Origin of the sequence: Cupriavidus nantongensis (assembly GCF_001598055.1) — a bacterium.
Classification (GTDB): Bacteria; Pseudomonadota; Gammaproteobacteria; order Burkholderiales; family Burkholderiaceae; genus Cupriavidus; species Cupriavidus nantongensis.
The window spans coordinates 1,122,492-1,146,437 of sequence record NZ_CP014845.1 but is presented as its reverse complement, the minus strand read 5'-3'; the positions used below and the strand labels follow the sequence as shown (position 1 = coordinate 1,146,437).

The following is a 23,946-nucleotide window of genomic DNA, read 5'->3' as shown; positions in this document are numbered from 1 at the left end:
AAACCGGGGCAGTCTGCGCCTGCGCGTGCATGATGCCGCTGGTAACCTTGCCGAATGACCCAAACCGCGTACCGTTACGCCATCTACCTGTCGCCATCCGGCCCCCTGGCTATCTTCGGCAATCATTGGCTGGGGCGCGACGCCGACACCGGGGCCACGCTGCCCGCGCCCTCCGACCTGCCGGCCGCGCCGCCCGAGTGGATCAAGGCGCCGGCCCACTACGGCCTGCATGCCACCCTGAAGCCGCCGTTCCGGCTTGCCGAAGGCGCCAACGGCGCGATGGTCGATGCCGCCGCGCGGGATCTTGCGCGCCGGCAAGCGCCGTTCGACGCACCGCTGGCGCTGCGCGCGCTGCGGGGCTTTGTCGCATGGACGCTTGCGGAGGCCTCGCCGCCGATGCAGGCGCTGGCCGATGCCTGCGTGCTGGCCTTCGATCCCTTGCGCGCGCCGCCGTCGGCGCAGGAGCTGGCCAGGCGCGCGCCGGACCAGCTGAGCGATGAAGAGCGCCGCATGCTCGACGCATGGGGCTACCCGTATGTGTTCGGCACCTTCGTGTTCCATATCACGCTGACCGGCATGCTCGATGCCGCCAGCCAGCGCGCCGCGATCGCGCAGCTCGAAGCGGCCAGCGGCAAGCTGCTGCAGGCGCCGCTGCATGTGGACCGCATCAGCATCTTCGTGCAGCCGGCCCCGGGCGAGGACTTTGTCGTCGGCCGCCATTACGGCTTCGACGGCAGCACCGCGTACGGCGCCGGCGCGGCGTACCTGGACGCATGAGCGCGGCAATCGTGGCCGACGGAAACGGCCTGTTCTACCTGATGGGTCCGTCCGGCAGCGGCAAGGACTCGCTGCTGCGCGCGCTGCGCGAGCGCCTGGGCGCGGACCACCGCATTGTCATCGCCCATCGCTACATCACCCGCGCCGCCGACGCCAACGAGGCCTCGGTGGCGCTGACGCCCGAGGAGTTCCACCGCCGCCGCGCGCTGGGCTGCCTGGCGCTGGACTGGCACAGCCACGGCCTGCACTACGGCATCGGCATCGAGATCGAGCAGTGGCTGGCGCGCGGGCTGACGGTGATCGTCAACGGCTCGCGCGAGTACCTGCCGCAGGCGGTGGCACGCTACCCCAGGCTGTGCGCGGTACACGTGCGGGTGCGGCCGGAGGTGCTGGCCGCGCGGCTGCGCCAGCGCGGACGCGAAGCGGAAGACGCGATTGCGAAACGGCTGGCCCGCGCGCGGCAGGCGTTCGCCGTGCCGGCGGGGTGCCGGCTGGTCGAGATCGACAACAGCGGCGGGCTGGAGTGCGCGGTGGCGGCGCTGGCGGACCTGCTGGGCGCCGCGCCTGCGGCGGGGCGGGAGGCCTGAGTCCAGGCCCGGTGTTCAAGCTGGTGTCAGTTCGGGCCGCATCTCAGACCAGCACCTTGCGGATCTGGGCCGACAGGATGTCGATGGCCGAGACAAATACGATGATGATGATCATCACCGCGCAGGTCTGCCCGTACTGGAAGCTGCGGATGATTTCCCACAGCACGGTGCCGATGCCGCCGGCGCCGACGATGCCCACCACCGACGCCGAACGCACGTTGGACTCGAAGCGGTACAGCGCGAACGACAGCCACAGCGGCAGCACCTGCGGAATCACGCCGTAGACGATTTCCTCGACCGGGCCGGCGCCGGTGGCGCGCACGCCTTCGACCGGGCGCGGGTCGATGGCTTCGACCGCTTCGGCAAACAGCTTGGCCAGCACGCCGGTGGTGTGGATCCAGATCGCCAGCACGCCGGCGAACGGGCCCAGCCCGACGGCGACGATAAACAGCATCGCGAACACCATCTCATTGATGGCGCGGCACGCATCCATGATGCGGCGCGCGGGCTGGTAGACCCAGGCCGGCACGATATTGGCCGAGCACAGCAGCCCCAGCGGCACCGCCATCACGACCGACAGCGCCGTGCCCCACAGCGCGATCTGCACCGTGACCAGCATCTCGTCCAGGTAGTGGCGCCAGTCGCGGAAATCGGGCGGGAAGAAATCGGCCGCGAACCTGGCCATGTTGTCGGAATCGCGCAGCAGGTCGAGCGGGCGCATGTCGGCGCCTTGCCACGACAGGGCCAGCATGGCCAGCAGCACCGCCCAGGTCAGCGGCACGGCAAGGGGCGTGCGCGGCGGGCGCACATGGCTTCGGGGCGTGGGAGGCAGGCCTGGCGTGGCGGAGACGGTCATGGAGCGGTCCGGATACAGCGGGGATTGGAAAGCGGTGCGAGGCGGGCGGCGCTGCGCCGCCGGCCCCGCTGAGACAGGTCGAACAGTGTGGTGGCAGCGAACGGCTTACTGCGTGCTGCCGGCGCTGCCGGCGGCCTTGTCCAGCTCCGCCAGGCGGCGGGTCACTTCGGACAGGCGCTTTTCCTTGTCGGCGGCGGCCAGCGTGGTGTCGGATTCGATCTTGGCCTTTTCGCGCGCCAGCTCGATCTGGCGGATCGGCACCAGCTGCGCATCGTTCGACGCGCGGAAGCCCTGGTAAGTCAGCGCGGCCAGCACCTGCTTTTCGCGCGCGGCGTCGGTGCCCTTGCCGTAGTTGACGAAGAAGGTCTGGATCTTCTTCTTCAGTTCGGGCGCCAGGTCCTTGCGGTAGACCATCGGGTCGGCCGGGATCAGCGGCGACTTCCACAGCACGCGCACCTGGTCATAGGCGTTCTTGCCCGTGTTGATGCGGTAGCGCTCCATGTTCTCGGTGTTGTTGACGGCCACGTCGACCTGCTTGTTCAGCACCGACAGCAGGTTGGTTTCATGATTGCCGATGCGCACGGCCTTGAACAGCGTCTTCGGCTCGACCTTGTTGGCGTTCCACAGGTAGAAGCCCGGCACCGCCGTGCCCGAGGTGGAGTTCGGGTCGCCGGCGCCGTAGGTCAGGTCCTTGCCGCGCCTGATCACGTCCTCGACGCTTTTCAGGTCGCTGTCCTTGTTGACCACCAGCACCGACCAGTACCCCGGGTTGCCGTCCTTGTCGATCACCGACGCAAACACCTCGCCGCTGGCGCGGTCCACCGCTTCCATCGCCGACTTGTTGCCAAACCACGCGATCTGCACCTTGTTGAAGCGCATGCCTTCGATGATGCCGGCATAGTCGGAGGCGAAGAACGGCTTGACGGGCACGCCCAGGGCCTTGCTCAGGTCATCGATCAGCGGCTGCCACGCGGTTTTCAGGTTCGACGACGACTCGGTCGAGATAAAGCCGATGTTCAGGCTTTTGGCCTCCTGGGCAAAGGCGGGCAGGGCGGGCAGGGCAACCGCGGCCGTGGCCGTGGCCGCGACGGCGATAAAGGTTCTGCGAAGCATGGGCAACTCCGGTGGAAAGCGGTTTGGGGGAATGGGGCTGCGGCAGCCGTTCAGGCGGCCGCCAGGTTCATCGTGACCAGCGCCGGCGCCGGCATCGGCGCGGCGTTGTCGTCGTCTTCGGGCGCGGCATCGCGCAGCAGTTCGTCGGCCTCGGTGCCGTAGAGGTCGCGCAGCATGGCCGGCGTCAGCGCGGCCGAGGGGCCGTCATAGACCACCTTGCCGTGGCGCAGCGCGACCACGCGCGGGCAGTAGCGCATGGCCACGTCCACCTGGTGCAGCGACACCACCACCGCCACCTTGCGCGTGCGGTTGATCTGCCTGAGCAGCGACATCACGCGGCGCGAGGATTCCGGATCGAGCGAGGCGATCGGCTCGTCGGCCAGGATCACGCTGGCGTTCTGCACCAGCGTGCGCGCAATCGCGGCGCGCTGCTGCTGACCGCCCGACAGCGTCGAGGCGCGCTGAAAGGCATAGTCGTCTATACCAACTTGCGCAAGCGCATCGAGCCCGCTGCGGATTTCATCGGCCTTGAACATGCGCAGCAGCCCGCGCCACTTCGGTACGCGCGCCAGCATGCCGACCAGCACATTGGTGATCACCGGCAGGCGTCCCACCAGGTTGAACTGCTGGAACACGAAGCCGATCTCGCGCCGTACCTGGCGTACGTTGCCGGCCAGGCGGCCGTTGCGCTGCACGTGGCGGCCGTTGACCAGGATCTCGCCCGCGCCAGCGTCGCCGGTGACAAAGCCGGCCACGTGGCGCAGCAGCGTAGACTTGCCGGATCCGGACGCGCCCAGCAGCGCGACCATTTCGCCCGGTGCGACCTGCAGCGTGACATCGTCAAGCGCCTTGCGGTCCGCACGGAACGATTTGCTCAGCCCGCGGACTTCAATTGCGTGCGTCATGTCGACTCCCCTGACTTGAATGACCTGCGCATTCTGGCGGGGGTGGATGACAGAACGATGACTGGGGGAGCGATACGGAACGGTCGTTCGGCCACCGGTTTTGGGCGGGCAAGGCTGGGGAGCCGGTAAAGTCTCGTTTATTTCCCGCGCCCGGCTGCGCTGCTTGCCGGCGCACCACGGCCAGACGATCTGCTATGAACCAAACTCTTCAAAAGGCAATGCATGCCATTGCCGCCGCCGCGGCGCTGCTTGGCGGCGCCAGTGCCCATGCTGCCGAGCGTGTCGATGCGGCCGCGCTCAAACGCGTCGTCGACGCGGCGATCCAGCCGGTGATGCAGGCGCACGATGTGCCGGGCATGGCCGTGACCGTCACGGCCGGCGGCAAGCAGTACGACTTCCACTACGGCGTCGCCGCCAAGAGAGAAGGACGCAAGGTCGACGCCGATACGCTGTTCGAGATCGGCTCGGTCAGCAAAACCTTCACCGCGACGCTGGCCGCCTATGCGCAGGCCCGCGGCGACCTGTCGCTGACCGACAATGCGGCGAAATACCTGCCGCAACTCGCGGGCAGCAGCGTGGGCGCGACCAGCCTGCTGGACCTGGGCACGTACGCGGCCGGCGGGCTGCCGCTGCAGTTTCCGGAGGGCGTCACCGATACCGGCAAGATGGTCGATTATTTCCGCGACTGGCGTCCCCGCTACGCCCCAGGCACCCACCGGCAATACTCGAATCCCAGCATCGGCCTGTTCGGCTACCTGGCCGCGCGCAGCATGGGGCAGCCGTTCGAGGTGCTGATGGAGAAAACGCTGTTCCCCGCGCTGGGGCTGCGCAGCACCTACATCACGGTGCCGCAGGCGCGCATGAAGGACTATGCCTATGGCTACACCAAGGACGGCAAGGCGGTCCGCGTCACGCCCGGCGTGCTGGATGCCGAGGCCTACGGCGTGAAAACCACGTCGGCCGACATGATGTGCTTCGTCATGGCCAATATCGACGGCAGCGGGCTGGACCAGACCCTGCAGCGCGCGCTGGCCACCACCCGCACCGGTTACTTCAAGGTCGGCGACATGGTGCAGGGACTGGCGTGGGAAATGTACGCATGGCCGGCGCAGCGCGACAGCGTGCTGGCCGGCAGCTCGCAGCAGGTGGTGTTCGAGGCCAACCCGGTGGCGCGACTGGAGCCGCCGCAGGCGGCGCGCAGCGCCATGCTGGTCAACAAGACCGGCTCGACCAATGGCTTCGGCGCCTATGTCGCCTACGTGCCATCGCAGCGCATCGGCATCGTGATGCTGGCAAACAAGAACTACCCGGTCGCGGAGCGGGTGAAGGCGGGGTTCAAGGTACTGCAGTATCTGGACGGACGGCCGGTGGGGGAGGGGAAGCAGCCTTGAGCGGATGATTGATGCGGCTGGCTTCGTTGATGCGCTGGCCCTCACCCCCGCCCCTCTCCCGCACGCGGGAGAGGGGAGCAAGCAAGCGGGCAATAAAAGCCGGAGGGATCGCCAGCGACAACGCGTGCGAGCGCAGCGACGCACTCCATGCCCGCGCAGCAGACCTGAGATAGTGAGCGCGCGCAGCGCAGCCGAAGGCGTCCCACCAATAACGTGCTTAGCAGGCTGCCACCGACCTAAAGTCGGGTTCGTCCATCCGACCCCGAACGCCAGGCACCTCCAGGTAGCGTCAGCAGGGTGGAACCACCAAGCGCCTGACCGCAAGTCACCACCATTGGAACCGCCAGCGCCGCCTTAGCCAGCCGCTTAGGCGACGCGCTCTTTGCCTCCTTTCTGTCGCTCGGACAGAAAGGAGGTCGCCGGCTACGCCGGCGAAACAGCCGCGCCCGCCAAGCACCCGATCCCAACCACAACCGATATTTTTCACGCGTGACGGAATAGTCCAGACACCTCACGTGTATACGCAGAAAACCCTCCCGAACCAGGCCCAAGCCGGTCCGGGGCAACCGGAGACCCTGCGATGCAACGGAGTTCCTTACCCCATGGCGCCGCCGCGGCACGCGTCATCGCGGCCCTGTGCCTGTCGGCTGCAAGCCTTGCCGCGCCGGCCCAGAACGCACACCCGCATCCGCATCACGCGACGGCACCGCCTCCCTTCGTCGCCAGTACCGCCAAGCCCTATGCCACCCTGATCGACGACGCCATGAACGTAATGCACCACGGCATGACGCAGGCCCCCACCAACGGCTTCCCCGACCATGACTTCGTCGCCATGATGATCCCGCACCACCAGGGCGCGATCGACATGGCCAAGGCGCTGCTGCTGTACGGCAAGGATCCGGCGCTGCGCAACCTGGCGCAGGGCATCATCACCGAGCAGCAGAACGAGATTCGGCTGATGCAGGCGTGGCTGCAGCGCCACCAGGCCCAGCCATCGCAGGTCACGCCGCGCTGACCATGCCAACCGCATCCATACCCCTTACTGCCATGAAGAAGAACACGCTTGTCGCCCTCGCCATCTCGCTCGGCGCACCACTGGCCAGCGCCGCCCCGCAACCGCAGGACCGCGTCTACACCGCCGACCAGAACAGCAACACCGTGTCGGTGATCGACCCCGCCGCCAACAGGCTGCTCGGCCAGATCCGGCTTGGCAATGCACGGCCCGATGTGCTGTCGCCGCTGTACAAGGGCGAACTCAATGTACATGGTCTGGGTTTTTCCCCGGACCACCGGACGCTGATCGCCGTCTCCAATGGCTCCAACTCGGTCGCGTTCATCGATACCGCCACCAACCGCGTCAAGGGCATCGCCTATATCGGCCGCTCGCCGCACGAGGGCTTCTTTACCGCTGATGGCAAAGAGGTATGGGTGGTGGTGCGCGGCGAGGACTACATCTCGGTCATCGATCCCGCCACGTTCCGCGAAACCCGCCGAATCCCGACCACGGCCGGGCCAGGCATGGTGCTGTTCCATCCGGCGGGCAAGCTTGCCTTCGTCGTGTCGAGTTTCAATCCGGTGGTCGATGTGATCGACGTCAAGGCCCGCAAGGTGGTGAAGCGGCTTGACGTGGCCAGCCCGTTCTCGCCCTTCCTGCAATTCACGCCGGACTTCAGGGAAGTCTGGATGACGCACAAGGACGTGGGCAAGGTCACGCGCATCGATACCGAGAAGCTTGCGGTAAAGGGCGTGTTCGATACCGGCTTTATCACCAACCACCTCGCTTTCGCCCGCACCGCGCGCGGCACGCTCGCCTACGTGACGGTCGGGGGCGAGAACGTGGTGAAGGTGTTCACCACCGACGCCACCCCCACGCTGGTCGCGACCATTCCCGTCGGCGCGCTGCCGCATGGCATCTGGGCGGCGGACGATGGCTCGCGCGTCTATGTCGGCCTGGAAAACGGCGATGCGGTCGATGTGATCGACACCGCCGACAACCGCGTCACCGCGCGCGTGCCGGTGGGCCAGGCGCCGCAGGCGCTGGTCTATGTCAGCAACGCCGTGCCCAACGGCGCCGGCACCGCCAACCTGGTTCCGAGGGCGAACACCGAGCCGCTCAACGTTGCGCTCAAGCCGGTCCGCGGCGGCGACGCCAAAGGCTTTGTCGTGGCGCGCAACCTGGGCGTGGTCGACGCGCTCGAGGTCTCGCTGTTCAAGCTGAAGCCGGAAACGCAATACAGCGTCTACGTGGGCGCGCACAAGACGCCGGTGGCAAGCTTCAGGACCAACCCGGCCGGCATGGCCAACGGCACCGCGATCGGGCCGCTGCGCGAGGTGGTGCCGACGCTGTCGCCGCAGGCGCCGTCACCGGTGCAGCTGGTGGTGATGGAGGGCAACGCGCCGCCGGACCCGGCCAACGCGGTACTGGTCAGCGCGCCGTGAGCGCGTTTGCGTATCGCGAGGCATGCATCACGGGGCAGCGTGCTCACGGCACATTGCTCTGCGTAAAATCGAACGGCTTGCCGGGCACTTCATAGGCGCCGCCGAACTCGAACGGCGCATTGCCCGACTTGCCGACGCCGATATGCAGCGGCGTATTGCCGCCTTGCAAGGCAATTGGCGCATAGCGGTAGTTCATCACCTGCCTGCCGGTGTAATCCGCAATGGTGATGACGCTGGTCAGCAGCGGGTTCTGCTGGGTCTCGTCCACCGTGATGGGGTCGACGATGCGCGAATCCTGCAGCGTCTTCTCGACGGTCAGGCCCACCATGTCGACCAGCAGGATCTTCTGCGCGCCGCGCGAGACCACCCACAGCCGGGTGTTGGAATTGCCCAGCCCCACGTTGACATGGTGCTTCATGCTGGTGGGATTCTTGCCGACCTGCACGCTCAGCATTTCCTCGATCCGCCCGGGGTCGGGATTGCGGCCGGACTGCAGCCCCGCCACGGAGAACGCGCGGATCTTGCCTTCTTCCGTCGCTACCCAGGCGCGGCCGGGAACCGGCAGGATCGAGATCCGGACCGCCGTGGGCTTTTGCGGCAGGCGCACCGACTTGACGATGGTCGGCGCATAGTGGTCGACGGCAAAGACCGGCGGCCACTGCGCATCGCCCAGGCCGGTGTTGGCCAGAGTCGCCTGCAGCGCGGCATGGCTGCTGTCGAAGTAGGCCCGGTTGACCTTGTCGAACAGCGGCTTCAGGTCCAGGAAGATCACCTTCTTCTCTGACTTCGAGATCACCGCGGCCACGCCGGCCCGCGACACCAGCTTGCCGTTGATGCCGGTACGCGTGAAGCTTCTCTGGTTCACGCTGCTGGTGGCGGGGTTGACCTCGGTCATGGTCAGGCTGGCACCGCGGCGGCCGACCGGGTCGATCAGCCAGCCCTGCGTGCTGTTGTCCTGCATCACGGCGAAATCCGTCACCGCCGACACATCGGTCGGCGCCACCATCCCGGGCAGGTCGATAAAGCCCAGCAGCTTGATAAAGACAAAGTTGGACATATTGCGCAGGCCGGGATAAAGGCCCGGCCACGACCCCGCGCTGGGGTCATAGGGCCCGCCCACCTTGCTGCCATCGGCCAGGCTGCCCAGCGCCAGCACCGCCAGCTGCCCCTTGAAATTGACGGTATCCCAGACCGTTACCAGTGCGAATTCCGAATTGGTGGTGATCGCAATCGCCGTGGGAACCTTGCCGGCAGGCAACTTCACGGCCGCCGAGTGCGAGGCGGTATTGCTGCCAACGGAGGCGATCAGGCCGTTCTGGAACGCGATCAAGGCCTGGGCGCAATCGTGTTCGCTGCAGCGCCCCATGGCAATCGGGCGCCTGGGCAATTGGCCGCCATTGGCCGCGATATGGTTATTCAACTGGGGGTCGGTCGCGACATGCCCGTAAACCCACGGCAATTGCGGTTTCTGGGCAACCGTCCCGGCACTCAGCGCCAGCGTCAGCAAGGAGGTAACGCCAGGGTCCGACGCCGCATCGGCGCGATAAATGACATCGCCCATATTGCTGCCGTAATCGTTGCGGGAGCAGTCCAGCTTGCCCAGCTGATAGATGACCTTGAGGCTGTGGTCCAGTTCGGCCTTGGGAAATTCCTTCTGATAGCAGGGATTGGCGTGCGGATAGAAGGTCTGGTCGGCCGGCTGCCAGTGCGTTGGCGCCCCCGCCACCGGCCTGGTATTGGCAGGGCCGTAGCGATAGGCGATGGCCTCGTCGCTGCTGTAATCCGACGCAATCGCCAGATAGGCTTCCCGCACCAGCTTGCCTTCGGCATCCAGGATGTCGTCGAACCAAGCCCGCGGCGGTGCTGCTGGTGCCGCCGGTGCTTGCGGCGGGCGCTCCGCCGGCGCCTGCGCGGGCACCGGTTTGGCGGCCACCGCCACCGATGCGGTACCAGGCGGCACCGGCGCCGCGCTGCGGCGCTCCGCGTCGCGTTCGCAGCCCGCCAGCGCCGGCACGACGGCGCAGGCAGCCAGCGTCAGGTTCACGGCCCGACGCACGACAGTGTGGTGCGATGGCAAGCGTTTCCCAGGCATCAGTCTTTATGCGGCGCAAAAGAAAATCGTGGGGCGCAAAGATTCGCCAGGTTGGACTTTGGCAGCTTTTTGGGCGCGGCTTAGTACGCCAGCACATATTTCTGGTGCATTGGCTCTCGTGGCTGCACTCAATGTCTGCATTGTTATCGGTAATCGCCCCAATCGACGTTGCGGCGCGCTTGTAATCCGTGTTGCCGGTTCCGGCACGCTGCTTGCTTTTTGCCACAAAACGACATAGGTTTCCTCATGCATATCGGTTGAGCCATTCGTTCGCCGGCTGCATCAGGGGTCGAGAAACCGGCTGGCAAAGCGCGGGACCAAAACACAGGACCAACACGCGCGCACAGGGCGGTTTCGATAAATCGAACTGGGAGGAATCGATTTGTCGTGGCGGCGTCGGCATTCTCGCCAACGCCGCTTCGGTGTCTTCGTCGGCGGCCTTGCAGTCGGCTCGCCAGCCCGAATATGACCGGCTCCCCTGGGCCCCCGCGATGATCCATCTGCCCCCGCGCGTGCAAAGCATGACGATCCGCATGAGAACGGTCACCCTGTCGGCGGCCTTCATGCTGGTGGTGTTTCTGCTGGTGACCTGGATGGTTTCGTACCAGATGGTCAGCCATTCCCGGCAGGACCGCAAACAGGTCCAGGCCGTCTACGTCGCCAGCAAGGAAAAGGAGCTGCGCCACTACGTCGAACTCGGACACGCGACCCTGACCCGCATCGCCCAGGGCAGCGGCGAGGAAGCCGCGCTGCAGCAGCAGGTGATTGCCGCGCTGTCGCGCATGCACTTCGGCAATGACGGCTACTTCTTTGTCTACGACCGTCTCGGCAACGTGCTGCTGAACCCGGGCAGCATGGGCATCGACGGGGTCGATTTCTGCGACCCGGCCGATACCGGCAGCGACCAGGCCAGGATGCTGATCAAGCAGGCGCAAGCCGGCGGCGGCATTGTCCGCTACAACTGGATCAAGCCATCCTCGCGTACCGAGGCGCCCAAGATGTCGTATGTCAGGACCGCCGACAAATGGGGCTGGATCATCGGCGCCGGCCTCTACATGGACGACATCGAGCGCGAACTGGCCACGTTCGATGCCAACGCCGCGCGCACGCTGCGCGATACGCAGATCCGGCTGACCGCTTTCGCGATCGGCTCGGTCATGCTGATCAGCCTGGCCGGACTGGCCTGGAACCTGCGCAATTCGCGCATCTCCGGCGAGAAGCTGCGGCGCCTGGCGCGGCGCGTGGTGAGTTCGCAGGAAGAGGAACGCGCCCGCGTCGCGCGCGAGCTGCATGATGGCGTGGTGCAGGTGCTGGTGTCGTCCAAGTACCTGCTGGAGACCGCGCAGGTGCATCTGGAACAGGACCCAGGCACCGCCCCGGACAAGGACCACCCGCCATCGCGCCGCCACGCGCCGCAGGCACTGCTGGCGCAGGGCCTGGGCCGCCTGCAGGAAGCGCTGGTCGAGATCCGGCGCGTCTCGCACGGGTTGCATCCGGCCTTGCTGAGCGACCTGGGGCTGGCCGCCGCGCTGCGCATGCTGGTCGAGCAGCTGCACCCGCCGCGCGCCGTCGAGGTGCGCTTCATCGAGCAGGGCACCGTCCCCACGCTGTCGCAGGCCCAGCGCACCGCGCTGTTCCGGGTCGCGCAGGAGGCCTTGAACAACGCCCTTACGCATGCACAGGCGGGCCGGGTCCAGGTCAGGCTGGCCGGCAGCGGCCATCACGTCGCGCTGACGATCGAGGACGACGGCCATGGCTTCGACCTGAACAAGGTCCGCGCCGACGGCAAGGGCGGCATCGGCCTGCGCAATATGCGCGAGCGCATCGAAAGCCTGGAAGGCAGCGACTTCGCCGTGCACACCGGTCCCGCCGGCACGCGCGTCGAGGCCCGCCTGCGCCTGCCGGCGCCAGCGCCCGCGCCCGCAACCCAGACCAGGACCACAACCCGGCGCGGACGACGCCTGGGCCATCATTCCCCCGCCAGGAGGCCTGCCGCATGACCCCCAACCTTCGTGTGCTGCTGGTCGATGACCATCCGTTTGTGCTGGACGGCGTCCGCCTGCGCCTCGAAGCCACCGGGGAAATGACGGTGGTGGGCCAGGCGGCGAGCGTGGAGCAGGCGATCGTGCTGGCCGGCCAGCACGACCCGGACCTGGTGGTGTCGGACATCCACATGCCCGATGCCAACGGCCTGCAGCTTGCCACGCGCTTTGCCGAACGCTTTCCGTCGGTGCGCGTGATCGCGCTGTCGATGCACAAGGACCCCGAATACGTGCGGCGCGCCTTTGCGCTGGGCGTGGCCGCCTACGTCCTCAAGGAAGCGCCCGCGCAGGAACTGGTGACCGCAATCCGCACCGTCGCGGCCGGCGGCACTTACCTCAACGCCGAACTGCAGGCCTTCCTGCACACCGACGAGCCGTCGCCGTCGTCGCGCCGCGCGCTGACGCCGAAGGAAGCCACGGTGCTGAAGCTGCTGGCCGAGGGGCGCTCCAACAAGGAGATCGCCGAGCGGCTCGGCACTTCGGTGCGCACCGTCGAAACGCACCGGCTGCACCTGCGCCGCAAGCTGCGGGTTGGCGGCCGCGCCGAGCTGGTGAAGTACGCGGTCCACTTCTCCGACCTGCACGCGATCCAGCTGGCCGACGCCGCACTGGCCGCCGACTGCTGACTGCCCTCCAGCCGTGCGATGTGTTCATGCCTGGTGCGTCTGCACCGCGGCAGGGCGGTGGTGCGCACCATCTTCGCCGCGCAAACGGGCTCTCTGTATTACTGCGTAGGGGAAAGTCGTGCTGCTGTTGCCGCGGTTGTTTGCGTAGACTTTTTTCCAGAACAGGCGCCAGGCATGCGGGCACGCTGGCCGCCGATGCGCCGAACGTCGGACACAACGGGAGAGCACCATGGACGAGCTGAAGCAAACGCAGAGAGCGGCTGTCGCGACGCCACCGCATCCGGAAGACATGGCGACCTGGACGCCAAAGCGGCGAGAATTCTTGCGCATGCTGGCCTACGGTGCCGGCTCGCTGGCGCTGGCGCCGCTGATCAGCGCCTGTTCGGATGATGCCTCGGCGGCATCGTCGGACCTGCGCTCGCAGCTGGCGCAGGATGAGGCCTTCTGGAACGAGGTGCAGGGCATGTTCGTGCTCAAGCCCGAGAAGGTCTACATGAACATCGGCACCGGCGGCTCGATGCCCAAGGTGGTGCTCGATGTCTTCAGCCAGGAGAACCTGGCCAAGGCCGCCGATTCATCGAGCGGCTACGGCAACCTGGCCGACCTGCGCGCAGCCGTGGCCAAGGGCTTCGGCGTCGACGGCGATGAGGTGGCATTCTCCGGCAATACCTCGTCGGGCATGTGCCATGCGATCCTCGGCATCAAGTGGGAGCCGGGCGATGTGGTGGTCACCACCAACCACGAACACGGCGGCGGCCTGACCCCGCTCAATATCGCGGTCGACCGCTACGGCATCGAGGTCTCGACCATCGCGCTGCCGGTCGGCAACAACCAGACCGCCAGCACCTATGTCCAGCTGTTCGACGAGCGCATCCGCGCGCTGAAAGGGCAGGGCAAGCGGGTGCGCGCGATGATGTGGTCGTCGCCCACCTACAAGACCGGCACCATGCTGCCGATCGCCGACCTGATGCAGGTGGTGAAGACCCACAGCCTGATCAGCATCGTCGACGGTGCCCACCTGCCTGGCATGATGGCGTACGACTACGGTGCGCTCGGCATGGACTTCATGTCCGGCGCCGGCCACAAGTGGCAGTGCGGCCCGGGCTCCACCGGCATCCTGGTGATCCGCAACAAGATGCGCCCGTCCAACCCGCTGCCGCTGCCGGAGTGGTATCCGATCCATACCAGCTCCTACGTCAGGCAGCCGCGCGGTGCCTATGACATCGCCGCCACGGTCACGTCCTGCGGCAGCCTGCACGTGCCGATGTTCCGCGCACTGGCGCGCGCCTGCGAAATGTGGGACACCATCGGCAGGAAGAAGATCGAGACCTACGACCTGACGCTGTCATCGTACCTGAAGGAGAAAATCGTCGAACGCTGGGGCGTCGAGTCGCTGTACTCGCCCAAGGACGATCCGAAGCTGCTGTCCGCGCTGACCTGCTTCAACCCGTTCCGCAACCGCAACGATGTCATGAACCAGCAAAAGGCCACGATGTTCGTCAACCGCATGCTGAGCGACTTTGCCCCGGGCTTCGTGATCCGCTCGGTGAACTTCGAGGTCATCGGCGCGCCGGCCCAGCACTACGGCATCCGCATCTCCACGCACCTGTGGCACGACGCGAACGACATCGACCGGCTGGTCGATTCGATGTGGACCCTGTCCGGTGCCATGGCCTAACCGGTTCCGTTCCAACACGACAAGAGTCAAGCCCATGAAACGATCTATCGCTCTGATGGCCGCGGCGCTGTGCGGCGCGGCATCGCTGTCGGCCTGCGCCCAGCACGGCGGCACGCTGCGCGCGGTCTCGTCGACCGACGCCCCCAAGGCCATCGGCCCGTACTCCCAGGCCATCCGCGCCGGCAACGTGCTGTATCTTGCCGGCCAGATCCCGATCCACCCGAAGACCGGAGAACTGCTCAAGGATGCCCCCATCGAAGCCCAGACCCGGCTGGTGCTCGACAACCTCAAGGCGGTTCTGGCGGCCGACGGCATGACCATGGCCGACGTGGTTTCCACCACGGTCTACATGAAGGACCTGAACGACTTCGCCAAGATGAACGAGGTCTACGGGACCTACTTCACCGGCGTTGCGCCGGCACGGGCGACGGTGCAGGTCGCGCGTTTGCCGCGCGATGTTGCCGTGGAGATTGGGGCGATCGCGGTCAAGCCCTGAGGGTAGTGCGTGCGGAGCAGGGCAGCGGGGTACGGTTCGACCGTCCCCGCTGTTGGCGTTGGGCTTTCGGGATGCGCCTCGCCATTACAATGTCGCAAGCCATTTCCATAGCAGTGCGCGGCCACCAGCAGGCGCGGATGTGCCCCGCATGAAGGGCGATGGCCAGGGAGACGTTCAGTATGGAGCGAGGATGCAGCCGGTTATCGAATCATCAGACAGCACCGTGGCATCGGCCTCGGCCAACCCAGGCCGGAGTAGCGCCTTCAAGGCCGGCATAGCGATCGGGATTATCGTTAGCATCACGACAGCCATGGTGATGGTCCTGGGCGAAGTCGACCCGTATCCCTTGGGGGGAAATCAGAGCCTGCGCTGGTGGTTGCTGCGTTTTCCACTGGTTTTTGCGGGGCTGTTCATCTTCATCATGGCCCAAACGCTGTTGGCCGCGCTGATCCGCCCCATCGGCCCACAGATCAGCGATGCTGGCAGCGGTCTTTTGTACTCCCTGTTTCCCTGCGCCCTGATGCTGGTGGCATTCGAAGGAGCTACCGTCATGAACCTCTACAACGCGGCGTATGGCACGCCCTTGGCGGTGACCGCGCAGCGTTGGAACACGACCATCCAGCCTGCGGCGCATCGGACGCCTGCCAGGACCTACGTTCAATACAAGGTGCTGACAGGGCCGATGAAGGACGAAGTCTTTTCCGTCGGCCGGTATGGCGCCGTCGGGCACGGAAATTATGGGGATCAAGGCAACGCGGCTTTGCTGTACCTGCGAACAAGCTGGATGGGGGCGTCTGTCGTGAGCGTGAAGGAGCAGGCTGACACCCTTCACAAAAACTGAACACGCCTTAATCACCACCATCTTTCGTCTCCGTCGGGCCCTGCTTACAGTCGAGCCCACAAGGAGATTCCCCCATGAAAGATGTGCTGGTGATCGGCGGCGGCAATGCCGCGCTGTGCGCCGCGTTGATGGCGCGCGAGGCGGGTGCCTCGGTGCTGCTGCTGGAGGGGTCGCCGCGCGCATGGCGCGGCGGCAATTCGCAGCACACCCGCAACTTGCGCTGCATGCATGATGCGCCGCAGGATGTGCTGGTCGACGCCTACCCGGAAGAGGAGTACTGGCAGGACCTGCTGAAGGTGACGGGTGGCATCACCAACGAACGGCTGGCGCGCATGACGATCCGTGCATCGTCGCGCTGCCGGGGCTGGATGCGCCGGCACGGCGTGCATTTCCAGCCGCCGCTGTCCGGAGCGCTTCATGTGGCGCGCACCAATGCGTTCTTCATGGGCGGCGGCAAGGCGCTCGTCAACGCCTATTTCCGCAGTGCCGGGGCACTGGGTGTCGAGATCCGCTACGACACCCCGGTGGTTGCCATCGAGCGCGACGGCGACCGTTTCGTCGCTGCCGTGACCGCTGCCGGCGAGCGCATCGAGGCCAGCACCTGCGTGCTGGCCGCCGGCGGCTTCGAGTCGAACCGGGACTGGCTGCGCGAAGCGTGGGGCCAGAACGAACGTGGCGAGTGGCCGTCGGACAACTTCCTGATCCGCGGCACGCGCTTCAACCAGGGCGTGCTGCTGCGCCATATGATCGACGCCGGCGCCGATGCGATCGGCGACCCGACCCAGGCGCATATGGTGGCGATCGACGCGCGCGCGCCGCTTTATGACGGCGGCATCTGCACGCGCATCGATTGCGTCTCGCTCGGCGTGGTAGTCAATCGCGACGGCGAACGCTTCTACGACGAGGGCGAGGACTTCTGGCCCAAGCGCTACGCCATCTGGGGACGGCTGGTCGCGCAACAGCCGGGGCAGATCGGTTACTCGATCATCGACCAGAAGGCCATCGGCCGCTTCATGCCGCCGGTGTTTCCTGGCACCAGCGCCAACACGCTCGGCGAACTGGCGCGCAAGCTCGGCGTGCCGGAAGCCAGCTTCGTGCGGACCGTCGAAGCCTTCAACGCCGCCTGCCGGCCCGGCACCTTCGACCACACGGTGCTGGACGACTGCGCCACGGCGGGCCTTACCCCGGCCAAGACGCACTGGGCGCGGCCGCTCGACACGCCGCCCTACATCGGCTACGCGCTGCGTCCCGGCGTGACCTTCACTTACCTGGGCCTCAAGGTCAACGAGAGCGCTCAGGTCCACTTTGATGGCAGGCCCAGCCCGAACCTGTTCGTCGCCGGCGAGATGATGGCCGGCAACGTGCTTGGCAAAGGCTATACCGCCGGCGTCGGCATGGCGATCGGCACGGCCTTCGGCCGCATCGCCGGCGTGGGCGCCGCGCGTGCCTGCGGCTTCCGACATCCCGATTTCGAAATGGAGCAGTCCGATGCCATCGCTGGCTGAACTGGTCGATCAGGCTCGTGCCGACGCCCAAGGCGTGGGCGGCGCTGACCGGCGCGTGATTCCGATCCACCCCGTACTGCCGCTGACGGCTGCCGAAGGCGAAGTCGCGCGCATCCTGCAGATCTGCAATGCCTGCCGCTATTGCGAAGGCTTCTGCGCGGTGTTCCCCGCGATGACACGGCGGCTCGAGTTCGGCCGCGCCGACGTGCACTATATGGCTAACCTGTGCCACAACTGCGGCGCATGCTTGCATGCCTGCCAGTACGCGCCGCCGCACGAGTTCGGCGTCAACATCCCGGTGGCGATGGCGGAACTCCGTGGCCAGACCTACCAGGACTATGCCTGGCCGCCAGTGCTGGGCAAGCTGTACCGGCGCAATGGCCTGGTCGTGTCGCTGGCCCTGGCGCTTGCGCTGACCCTGTTCCTGCTGCTGGCCGTGGCGCTCAACGGTACGTTGTGGGGCGGTCCTGCCAGCGGCAATTTCTACGCGCTGTTCCCGCATAACCTGCTGGTGTCGATGTTTGCGCCGGTGTTCGGCTTCGTCGTGCTTGCGCTGGCGATGGGCGTGCGCAGGTTCTGGCGCGAAGTCACCCCTGCAACCAGCGGTGCGCCAGTGAGCGCGCCGGCCGCGGCAGAGGCGGGGGCCGCCGTGCTGCAGCTGAAATACCTCGATGGCGGCCACGGGGCCGGCTGCAACAATGCCGACGACGCCTTCACGCTGTCGCGCCGGCGTTTCCACCACCTGACGTTCTATGGCTTCGCGCTGTGCTTTGCCGCCACCGCCGCGGCGACGATCTATCACTATGTCTTCGGCTGGCAAGCGCCATACGAACTGCCGAGCCTGCCCAAGGTGCTCGGTGCCCTTGGCGGCGCCAGTCTCGCGATCGGCACCGCAGGGCTCGGCTGGCTCAACCTGCAACGCCACCGCCTGCACCTGGCGCAAGGCCAGCGGCCGATGGACCTGGGCTTCATCGCCTTGCTGTTCCTGACCGCCACCAGCGGCCTGGCGCTGTGGCTGGGACGCGGCACGCCGGCTATGGCGATGCTCTTGTGCCTGCACCTGGGCGCGGTGATGGCGTTGTTCGCCACCATGCCCTACGGCAAGTTTGCGCACGGTGTGTTCCGCAGTGCCGCGCTGCTGCGCCATGCAGTCGAAAAGCGCCGGCCGAACCCGGTCGGGCTCGGCGCGGACTGAGCGGCCGAGGCTTGGCCAATCCCCACGCCTTTCCAGATAGACCTTTTACAGAACGACAATACGGAGACCGATTCAATGGACCGTCGACTGATGCTGCGCGCCACCTTGCTGACCGCGCTGTGCTTTTCCTTCTCATCGGGCCTTGCGCAAGCGCAACCCATTGCCGGCGGCAAGCCGGTCACGCTGGTGGTAGGCTTCGCCGCGGGCGGCGCAGCCGATGCGGCTGCGCGGCTGATTGCGAAGAAACTGGCGGACAACCTCGGCCAGCCGGTCGTCGTCGACAACCGCGGCGGCGCCGGCGGCAATATTGCACACCAACTGGTGGCCCGCGGTCCCGCGGACGGCAGCATGCTGCTGTTCGGCTCGATCGGGCCGCTGACCATCGCGCCACACCTGATGAAGCTGCCCTACGATCCGTTCAGGGACCTGGCCCCGGTCTCGGGCGGCGTGAACTTTCCCAATATGCTGGTGGTGCACAAGGGCGCCGGCGTGAACAACCTGGCCGAGCTGGTCGCGCTGGCGAAGAAAAAGCCAGGGACCGTGGACTACGCGTCGACCGGTGCCGGCTCCGCCTCGCATCTTGCCGGTGAAATGTTCAACCAGCGTGCCGGCATCGAGATGGTCCACATTCCCTACAAGGGCGGGGCGCCGGCACTGCAGGACCTGCTTGGCCAGCGTGTGACCTCCTACTTCGCGGCACCGCCGACCGCGATGCCGCAGGTCGAGGCCGGCAAGCTGGTGCCGCTGGCTACCACCGGTCCGGTGCGCCCGGCGTACCTGCCCAACGTACCCACCGTGGCGGAATCCGGCTACCCCGGCTTCGAGGCGCTGAACTGGTATGCCTTCGTGGCCCCGGGCAAGACGCCGGCCCCGGTCCTCGATCGCTGGAACCAGGAGATCGTCAAGGTGCTGAACGATGCCGCGGTGAAGGATGCGCTGAACAAGCATGGCCTGACGCCGCAGCCGACCACGCGGCCGGAACTGCTTGCGTTCATGAAGAAGGAGAGCGCCAAGTGGAGCGCGATCGTCAGGGAGCGGAAGATCACGGTCGATTGAGGCCGACGGTCAGACCGGGCGGCAGCGCCGCCGTCCCGGTCTCAATCCCTGTGCAGCGTGGCGCCGAACCACGCGCCGTCGCGCACCAGGCTGCGCGCGGTATCGGCCAGCACCACCCGCGCCGCCAGTGCCGCAGGCGACAGCTCATCATCGGAAAGGCTCGCCAGCAGGTTGTGCCGCCCGACCTGGGCATCGACCACCAGCGACCGGACCAGCGTCGGGTCATTGAGGCGGGCGGTCGCCGCGCCCGGCTGGATGGTGGCGCCAAAGCCCGCGCGCACCGCATCCATCAGCAGCGACAGGCCGTCGATCTCCGCCACCACGTTCGGCGCCATACGCACCCGCGCAAAGGCTGCATCGAGCAGGGCCCGCAAACCGTGGCTCGCACTGGGCAGGATCAGCGGCAGTTCCCCCAACTGGGCGAGCCGGGCGCGCTTGCCCTTCGGCAAGCCAGGCAGGCCCGAAGCCCCTAGCACATAAAGCTTCTCGTCGAGCAGCGGCGTCACGCTCCAGCGGCGCGCGGTCTCGGTGCGGAATACGATGGCCAGGTCCAGCCGGCGCGCATTGAGCATCTCGGTCAGATGACCGGACAGCGCCTCGACCACGTGCACCCGCACGTCGGGATAGCGCGCAGCCATGGCACGCAGCAGCGGCACGCCCAGCACCGCGGCGGTAGTCGAAGCCAGGCCGATGCTGACATGGCCGGACAGCCGCGCCTGCTGGGCGGCGCGTACCGCATCGTCGGCGTGGCGCAGCGTCAGCTGGGCCTGCCGCAGGAAGGCAAGCCCCGCATCGGTCGGCACCACGCCCGTAGACTGGCGCTGCAGCAGGCGCGTGGACAGTTCGCGCTCCAGCCGGCTGATCTGCTGGCTGAGCGCGGAGGTGGCGAGCTCCAGTTCGAGCGCTGCCTTGCCGAAGCTGCCAAGTTCGCAAACCTTGGCGAAATAGCGGAGTTGACGCAGTTCCATGGAATATTCGGTGGCATCGCACTATGCGAGCGCCGCGGCGACGGGCCATTGGCTGGCCGTCGTTGCGTGCGGCATGCCGCCGATGGTAGCACCTGGCAGGATGGCTGCGCGGATGGGAGCAGGGAACGGAACTGTCCGGGCGGGTTTTGAAGTAGGGTACCCGCCCGGGATCCAAGTGGACATTTCTGCTTCAGTTGTAGCCCAGCACCGCGATCGTTGCGACATCCGGCCGGTCGTTCGAGTTGTCGGTCAGCACTTCCGTGGGGGTCTTTTCCTTGCCGGTCCGGATCACCCGATGCGAGCCAGGCTGCGGCGCCTGTCGGACAGCTCGAAGCAAAGATGCAAGAGACGGGTCAATGCTCGTGATGGCGTTCATGGGCTTTTCTCGATGGTAAGCACTTCAGGTCGACGACTGTTCAGGCTTGGCCTGCGTGGACAGCGCCATCAAGGGATTTCTGGGTCCGGCTGCGCTTGATGACGCCGAACACGATCAGCACCACCGGAAGGATCAACAGGCCTTCGGCCAGTTCGGGATCCACGGGCAGCCTGACGACATGCAACGCCTTCAGTCCCGCTGCCGCGATGGACAGCACGTAATAGGAGATCGCGGCAACGGACAGCCCCTCGACGGCGTGCTGCAGATGCAGCTGGTTGCGCGCGGTACGTTCCAGCCCCGCCAGCAGCCTGGTGACATCGCGCTCCTGCGCCAGGTTGACACGCGTGCGGAGCAGGTCGACCGCGCGCGCGACCCGTGCCGCGATCTGTTCGTGGCGCGACCAGACGCTGCGGCACGTCTCCATGGCGGGACCGAAACGCCGCTCCATGAATTCGGAGATGGTGGGCATGCCTTCGATGCGCTGTTCCCGCAACTCGAGGATGCGCGCCAGCACGATGCGCTCATAGGCGCGCGATGCGCTGAAGCGCCCGCTGTGCCCGGACAGCGATTCCACGCGCACGGCCAGTTCGGTCAGCCGATCCAGCAATCCGGCATCATCGTCGCCGGCGCGGCGTGCGTCCATGGCCCGCATCAGTTCCTGCAGCGATGCGTGGATGTCGTCCAGCTCGCGCGCCAGGCCGCGAGCGACCGGCAACGCCAGCAATGCCATCATGCGATAGGTCTCGATCTCGTAGAGCCGCTGCAGCAGCCTGCCGCCCTGTTCCTCGCGGAAGCCCTCGTCGATCGCCAGCATGCGCATATAGCCGTCGGCGCGTACGTTCCAGTCGCAATAGACCTTGCCGCCGCCCAGCACGTTGCTGCCGACCAGAACCGGCCCATCGAGCCAGTCACGCAGGTTCGCGCTGGCGGCCGCCGCGGCCTGTCCCGACAGCAATTCCATCCGCACCGCATGGAAGCGCTTGCCCGCCAGCAGGCTCAGCCAGTCTGCCGGAACACCATCGATGGCGAGGTCGTTGAAGTAGTCGGTATCGTCGCGCGGACTGACGAAGGTGAAGGTGGAGAACTCGGTGTGGCGCTCCCATTTCAGGTGCCAGCCGAACCGGGATTGCACGGCGTAGTGCGTGACCCCGTCCGCGGGCAGCGCCATGCCGGTCTGTTCGCACAGGCTGCGTACCAGGTATTCGTGGATCGCGGCATCCTCGTCCGAGTAGATGGCGTAGTGGGTCAGTGACACGCTGCCGCTGAGCCGGAGAAAGGGCCGGGCGTGCAATTCCGCGACCAGGGAGGCGCGTAGCGGGTGGTCGACGAGTAGGGGAGCGGCCGGGTTGTCCATTCTCGGAGGGCGGAATCTTGTTTGCTGTTGCCCAATATCGCACGCCGTTTTCAACAAGAAAAACGCATAATATTGATCGTTACATCCAGTTTTGCTGATAGCCATGAAGACGCTCGACCACGATGTCCTGGCCACGGTGATTGCTGTGGCCGAGACCGGCAACATGACGCGGGCCGCGGAAGCGGTGAACCGTTCGCAATCCGCGGTCAGCATGCAAATCAAGGCACTCGAGGAAGCGCTGGGCCGTCCGCTGTTCGTGCGGCGGCCGCGCAGCATCGTGCCGACGCACGAGGGCGAAGTGCTGCTGGGCTTCGCCCGGCGCATGCTGGCGCTGCGCGACGAGGCCTGGGCGGCGGTGGTACGGCCTGAGGTGACGGGCAAGGTGGCGATCGGCGTGCCCGACGATTACGCGTCGTCGCTGCTGCCTTCTGTGCTGAAGAAGTTCTCGACCACGTACCCGAAGGTGGAGATCCAGGTCGTCGGCCTGCCGAGCAGCGCGCTCGCGCCGCTGGTCAAGGACGGCACCGTCGACCTGGTCTGCGGCACGCGCGTGAAGGGCCTGTCCGGCGACTTTATCCGCCATGAGCCGATGGCATGGGCCGCCATGAGCAACGGGCCGCAAGTGTGGGAGGACCGGCCGCTGCCCATCGCCGTGTTCATGCCGGGCAGCGTGGCGCGCGAGAATGCGATACGCAGCCTCGACCGCGCGCGCATCGCCCATCGAACCTCGTACGAGAGCCCGAGCCTGCTGGGCTTGCTCAGCATGGTCGAGGCGGGCCTGGCCGTCGCCGCGCTGGCCCGCTGCGCATTCCCGGCGCAACTGACCGTCCTCGGCCACGCCCATGGCTTGCCCGACCTGCCGCCGCTCGAGCTGATCCTCGCCCGCAGCGCGAAGTCGAAGCGGCCGCCTTGCGATTTCCTTGCGGAGCAAATCATGACGGACTTGCGGGCGGGGTCGGTGCAGGGGTAGCGCCGGCCGGCTGTGTAACTGCTCACAGCCGCCCCCGGCCTATTACTATCTTCATCGTAGGGCCGGAGGCTCGAATCCGCTACCGCGATCGCAAATCCTCTACCGCGATCGCAACGTTTATCGCGATGCAGCTAGCTTTCGACCCTCTATTTTCATTTCCATCTCCCGCGTCAGAGATTCCAGCACATGCCGAACGGTATCGTCCACGACGCCGGTCATCGTCATTTCCCCCAGGAAGCCCCGCAATAGCGCATGAATCTCGCACCAGCACGCCGCCATGGCATCGTCATTGCCCGGTGGGAGACGATGCTGCGCGGGGTGTGCACGCTGCGCTTCACTGGCGATTTCCACGAGTCTTGACAGCGACTGAACTCCTGCTGCAACTGCGAGCTCGGCCAGCGCCACCCGGAACCGCAGCACGAGGTTGCGATAATGACGATCAATCACCGCCGCGAACAAGGCCTCCTTACACGGATAATATTGGTAGAGCGAGCCTATGCTCACGCCGGCCGCGTCGGCAATATGATTCGTGCTCGCCCTGGCCTGGCCGTCACTGGCCAAAATGCGCGAGGTCGCTTCTATCAAGGCGTCGACCGTCGCGCGCGCCCGCGCCTGCGAGGCGAATTTTCTGGGCCTGGTCGCGACAGGTGTAGTACGGGTCGACCGCATACCGGCACTG

General features: G+C 66.5%; 22 protein-coding genes. 14 read left to right on the top strand and 8 right to left on the bottom strand.

The features are described from left to right. Window positions 1–54: 54 nt before the first annotated feature. Entirely contained in the window at window positions 55–777 is a 723-nt protein-coding gene (locus tag A2G96_RS26250; RefSeq protein ID WP_062803118.1) for a DUF1045 domain-containing protein, read from the top strand. Then, window positions 774–1,364: a phosphonate metabolism protein/1,5-bisphosphokinase (PRPP-forming) PhnN gene (phnN, locus tag A2G96_RS26245; RefSeq protein WP_062803117.1), complete on the top strand. Its 591-nt coding sequence runs from the start codon at window positions 774–776 to the stop codon at window positions 1,362–1,364. The genes A2G96_RS26250 and phnN overlap by 4 nt, the downstream gene beginning before the upstream one ends. Before the next feature lie 43 nt (window positions 1,365–1,407). Here the strand turns inward: phnN and phnE are convergent, their stop codons facing one another. From phnE to phnC, 3 genes are all read right to left on the bottom strand, one after another. Beyond that, a complete protein-coding gene (phnE, locus tag A2G96_RS26240; protein ID WP_062803116.1) occupies window positions 1,408–2,220 on the bottom strand; it encodes a phosphonate ABC transporter, permease protein PhnE in 813 nt (270 codons plus the stop codon). A gap of 105 nt (window positions 2,221–2,325) precedes the next feature. Then, a complete protein-coding gene (gene phnD / locus A2G96_RS26235; RefSeq protein WP_062803115.1) occupies window positions 2,326–3,333 on the bottom strand; it encodes a phosphonate ABC transporter substrate-binding protein in 1,008 nt (335 codons plus the stop codon). Between the two features lie 50 nt (window positions 3,334–3,383). Continuing rightward, window positions 3,384–4,238 carry a phosphonate ABC transporter ATP-binding protein gene (gene phnC, locus A2G96_RS26230; RefSeq protein WP_062803114.1) on the bottom strand — a complete coding sequence of 285 codons (855 nt, stop codon included), beginning with the start codon at window positions 4,236–4,238 and terminating at the stop codon, window positions 3,384–3,386. Window positions 4,239–4,432: 194 nt separating this feature from the next. Here phnC and ampC point away from each other — a divergent pair, with 194 nt between their 5' ends. The 3 genes from ampC to A2G96_RS26215 all read left to right on the top strand — a co-directional run bounded on the left by ampC (window position 4,433) and on the right by A2G96_RS26215 (window position 8,068). Further along, on the top strand, window positions 4,433–5,629 hold the full coding sequence (gene ampC / locus A2G96_RS26225) for a class C beta-lactamase (RefSeq protein WP_082819102.1): 1,197 nt from the start codon (window positions 4,433–4,435) through the stop codon (window positions 5,627–5,629). A 580-nt stretch (window positions 5,630–6,209) separates the two neighbouring features. After that, a complete protein-coding gene (gene copM, locus A2G96_RS26220; RefSeq protein WP_062803112.1) occupies window positions 6,210–6,644 on the top strand; it encodes a CopM family metallochaperone in 435 nt (144 codons plus the stop codon). Between the two features lie 32 nt (window positions 6,645–6,676). Then, entirely contained in the window at window positions 6,677–8,068 is a 1,392-nt protein-coding gene (locus A2G96_RS26215) for a YncE family protein (protein ID WP_062803111.1), read from the top strand. Between the two features lie 43 nt (window positions 8,069–8,111). Here A2G96_RS26215 and A2G96_RS26210 read toward each other — a convergent pair whose 3' ends face one another. Then, window positions 8,112–10,124: a hypothetical protein gene (locus tag A2G96_RS26210; protein WP_231909752.1), complete on the bottom strand. Its 2,013-nt coding sequence runs from the start codon at window positions 10,122–10,124 to the stop codon at window positions 8,112–8,114. 569 nt (window positions 10,125–10,693) lie between these two features. Here A2G96_RS26210 and A2G96_RS26205 point away from each other — a divergent pair. The 8 genes from A2G96_RS26205 to A2G96_RS26170 all read left to right on the top strand — a co-directional run bounded on the left by A2G96_RS26205 (window position 10,694) and on the right by A2G96_RS26170 (window position 19,599). Beyond that, window positions 10,694–12,160, top strand: coding sequence for a cache domain-containing protein (locus A2G96_RS26205; protein ID WP_231909751.1), 1,467 nt, complete (start codon window positions 10,694–10,696; stop codon window positions 12,158–12,160). Then, window positions 12,157–12,828, top strand: coding sequence for a response regulator (locus tag A2G96_RS26200; RefSeq protein WP_062803108.1), 672 nt, complete (start codon window positions 12,157–12,159; stop codon window positions 12,826–12,828). Before A2G96_RS26205 ends, A2G96_RS26200 begins: the two co-directional genes overlap by 4 nt. A 229-nt stretch (window positions 12,829–13,057) precedes the next feature. Further along, a complete protein-coding gene (locus A2G96_RS26195; RefSeq protein WP_150124254.1) occupies window positions 13,058–14,506 on the top strand; it encodes an aminotransferase class V-fold PLP-dependent enzyme in 1,449 nt (482 codons plus the stop codon). Window positions 14,507–14,540: 34 nt separating this feature from the next. After that, entirely contained in the window at window positions 14,541–15,002 is a 462-nt protein-coding gene (locus A2G96_RS26190; protein WP_082819101.1) for a RidA family protein, read from the top strand. A 190-nt stretch (window positions 15,003–15,192) separates the two neighbouring features. Then, window positions 15,193–15,843 carry a hypothetical protein gene (locus tag A2G96_RS26185; protein WP_150124253.1) on the top strand — a complete coding sequence of 217 codons (651 nt, stop codon included), beginning with the start codon at window positions 15,193–15,195 and terminating at the stop codon, window positions 15,841–15,843. Between the two features lie 74 nt (window positions 15,844–15,917). Further along, window positions 15,918–17,348, top strand: coding sequence for an FAD-dependent tricarballylate dehydrogenase TcuA (gene tcuA, locus A2G96_RS26180; protein WP_062803106.1), 1,431 nt, complete (start codon window positions 15,918–15,920; stop codon window positions 17,346–17,348). Next, complete coding sequence (gene tcuB, locus A2G96_RS26175; RefSeq protein ID WP_062803105.1) at window positions 17,332–18,543, top strand: tricarballylate utilization 4Fe-4S protein TcuB; 1,212 nt, start codon at window positions 17,332–17,334, stop codon at window positions 18,541–18,543. The genes tcuA and tcuB overlap by 17 nt, the downstream gene beginning before the upstream one ends. A gap of 90 nt (window positions 18,544–18,633) precedes the next feature. Beyond that, complete coding sequence (locus A2G96_RS26170; RefSeq protein ID WP_417926444.1) at window positions 18,634–19,599, top strand: Bug family tripartite tricarboxylate transporter substrate binding protein; 966 nt, start codon at window positions 18,634–18,636, stop codon at window positions 19,597–19,599. A 41-nt stretch (window positions 19,600–19,640) separates the two neighbouring features. Here the strand turns inward: A2G96_RS26170 and A2G96_RS26165 are convergent, their stop codons facing one another. The 3 genes from A2G96_RS26165 to A2G96_RS26160 form a co-directional block, all read right to left on the bottom strand. Next, window positions 19,641–20,567: a LysR family transcriptional regulator gene (locus tag A2G96_RS26165; RefSeq protein ID WP_062803103.1), complete on the bottom strand. Its 927-nt coding sequence runs from the start codon at window positions 20,565–20,567 to the stop codon at window positions 19,641–19,643. A 190-nt stretch (window positions 20,568–20,757) separates the two neighbouring features. Beyond that, window positions 20,758–20,943, bottom strand: coding sequence for a hypothetical protein (locus tag A2G96_RS33525; RefSeq protein ID WP_150124252.1), 186 nt, complete (start codon window positions 20,941–20,943; stop codon window positions 20,758–20,760). Window positions 20,944–20,983: 40 nt separating this feature from the next. Then, a complete protein-coding gene (locus A2G96_RS26160) occupies window positions 20,984–22,297 on the bottom strand; it encodes a DUF3422 family protein (protein ID WP_062803102.1) in 1,314 nt (437 codons plus the stop codon). Window positions 22,298–22,400: 103 nt separating this feature from the next. On the opposite strand from A2G96_RS26160, the gene A2G96_RS26155 reads away from it, so the two are divergent. After that, window positions 22,401–23,267: a LysR family transcriptional regulator gene (locus A2G96_RS26155; protein ID WP_062803101.1), complete on the top strand. Its 867-nt coding sequence runs from the start codon at window positions 22,401–22,403 to the stop codon at window positions 23,265–23,267. Between the two features lie 117 nt (window positions 23,268–23,384). Here A2G96_RS26155 and A2G96_RS26150 read toward each other — a convergent pair whose 3' ends face one another. Further along, window positions 23,385–23,936, bottom strand: coding sequence for a TetR/AcrR family transcriptional regulator (locus A2G96_RS26150; RefSeq protein WP_062803100.1), 552 nt, complete (start codon window positions 23,934–23,936; stop codon window positions 23,385–23,387). Between the last annotated feature and the right edge of the window lie 10 nt (window positions 23,937–23,946).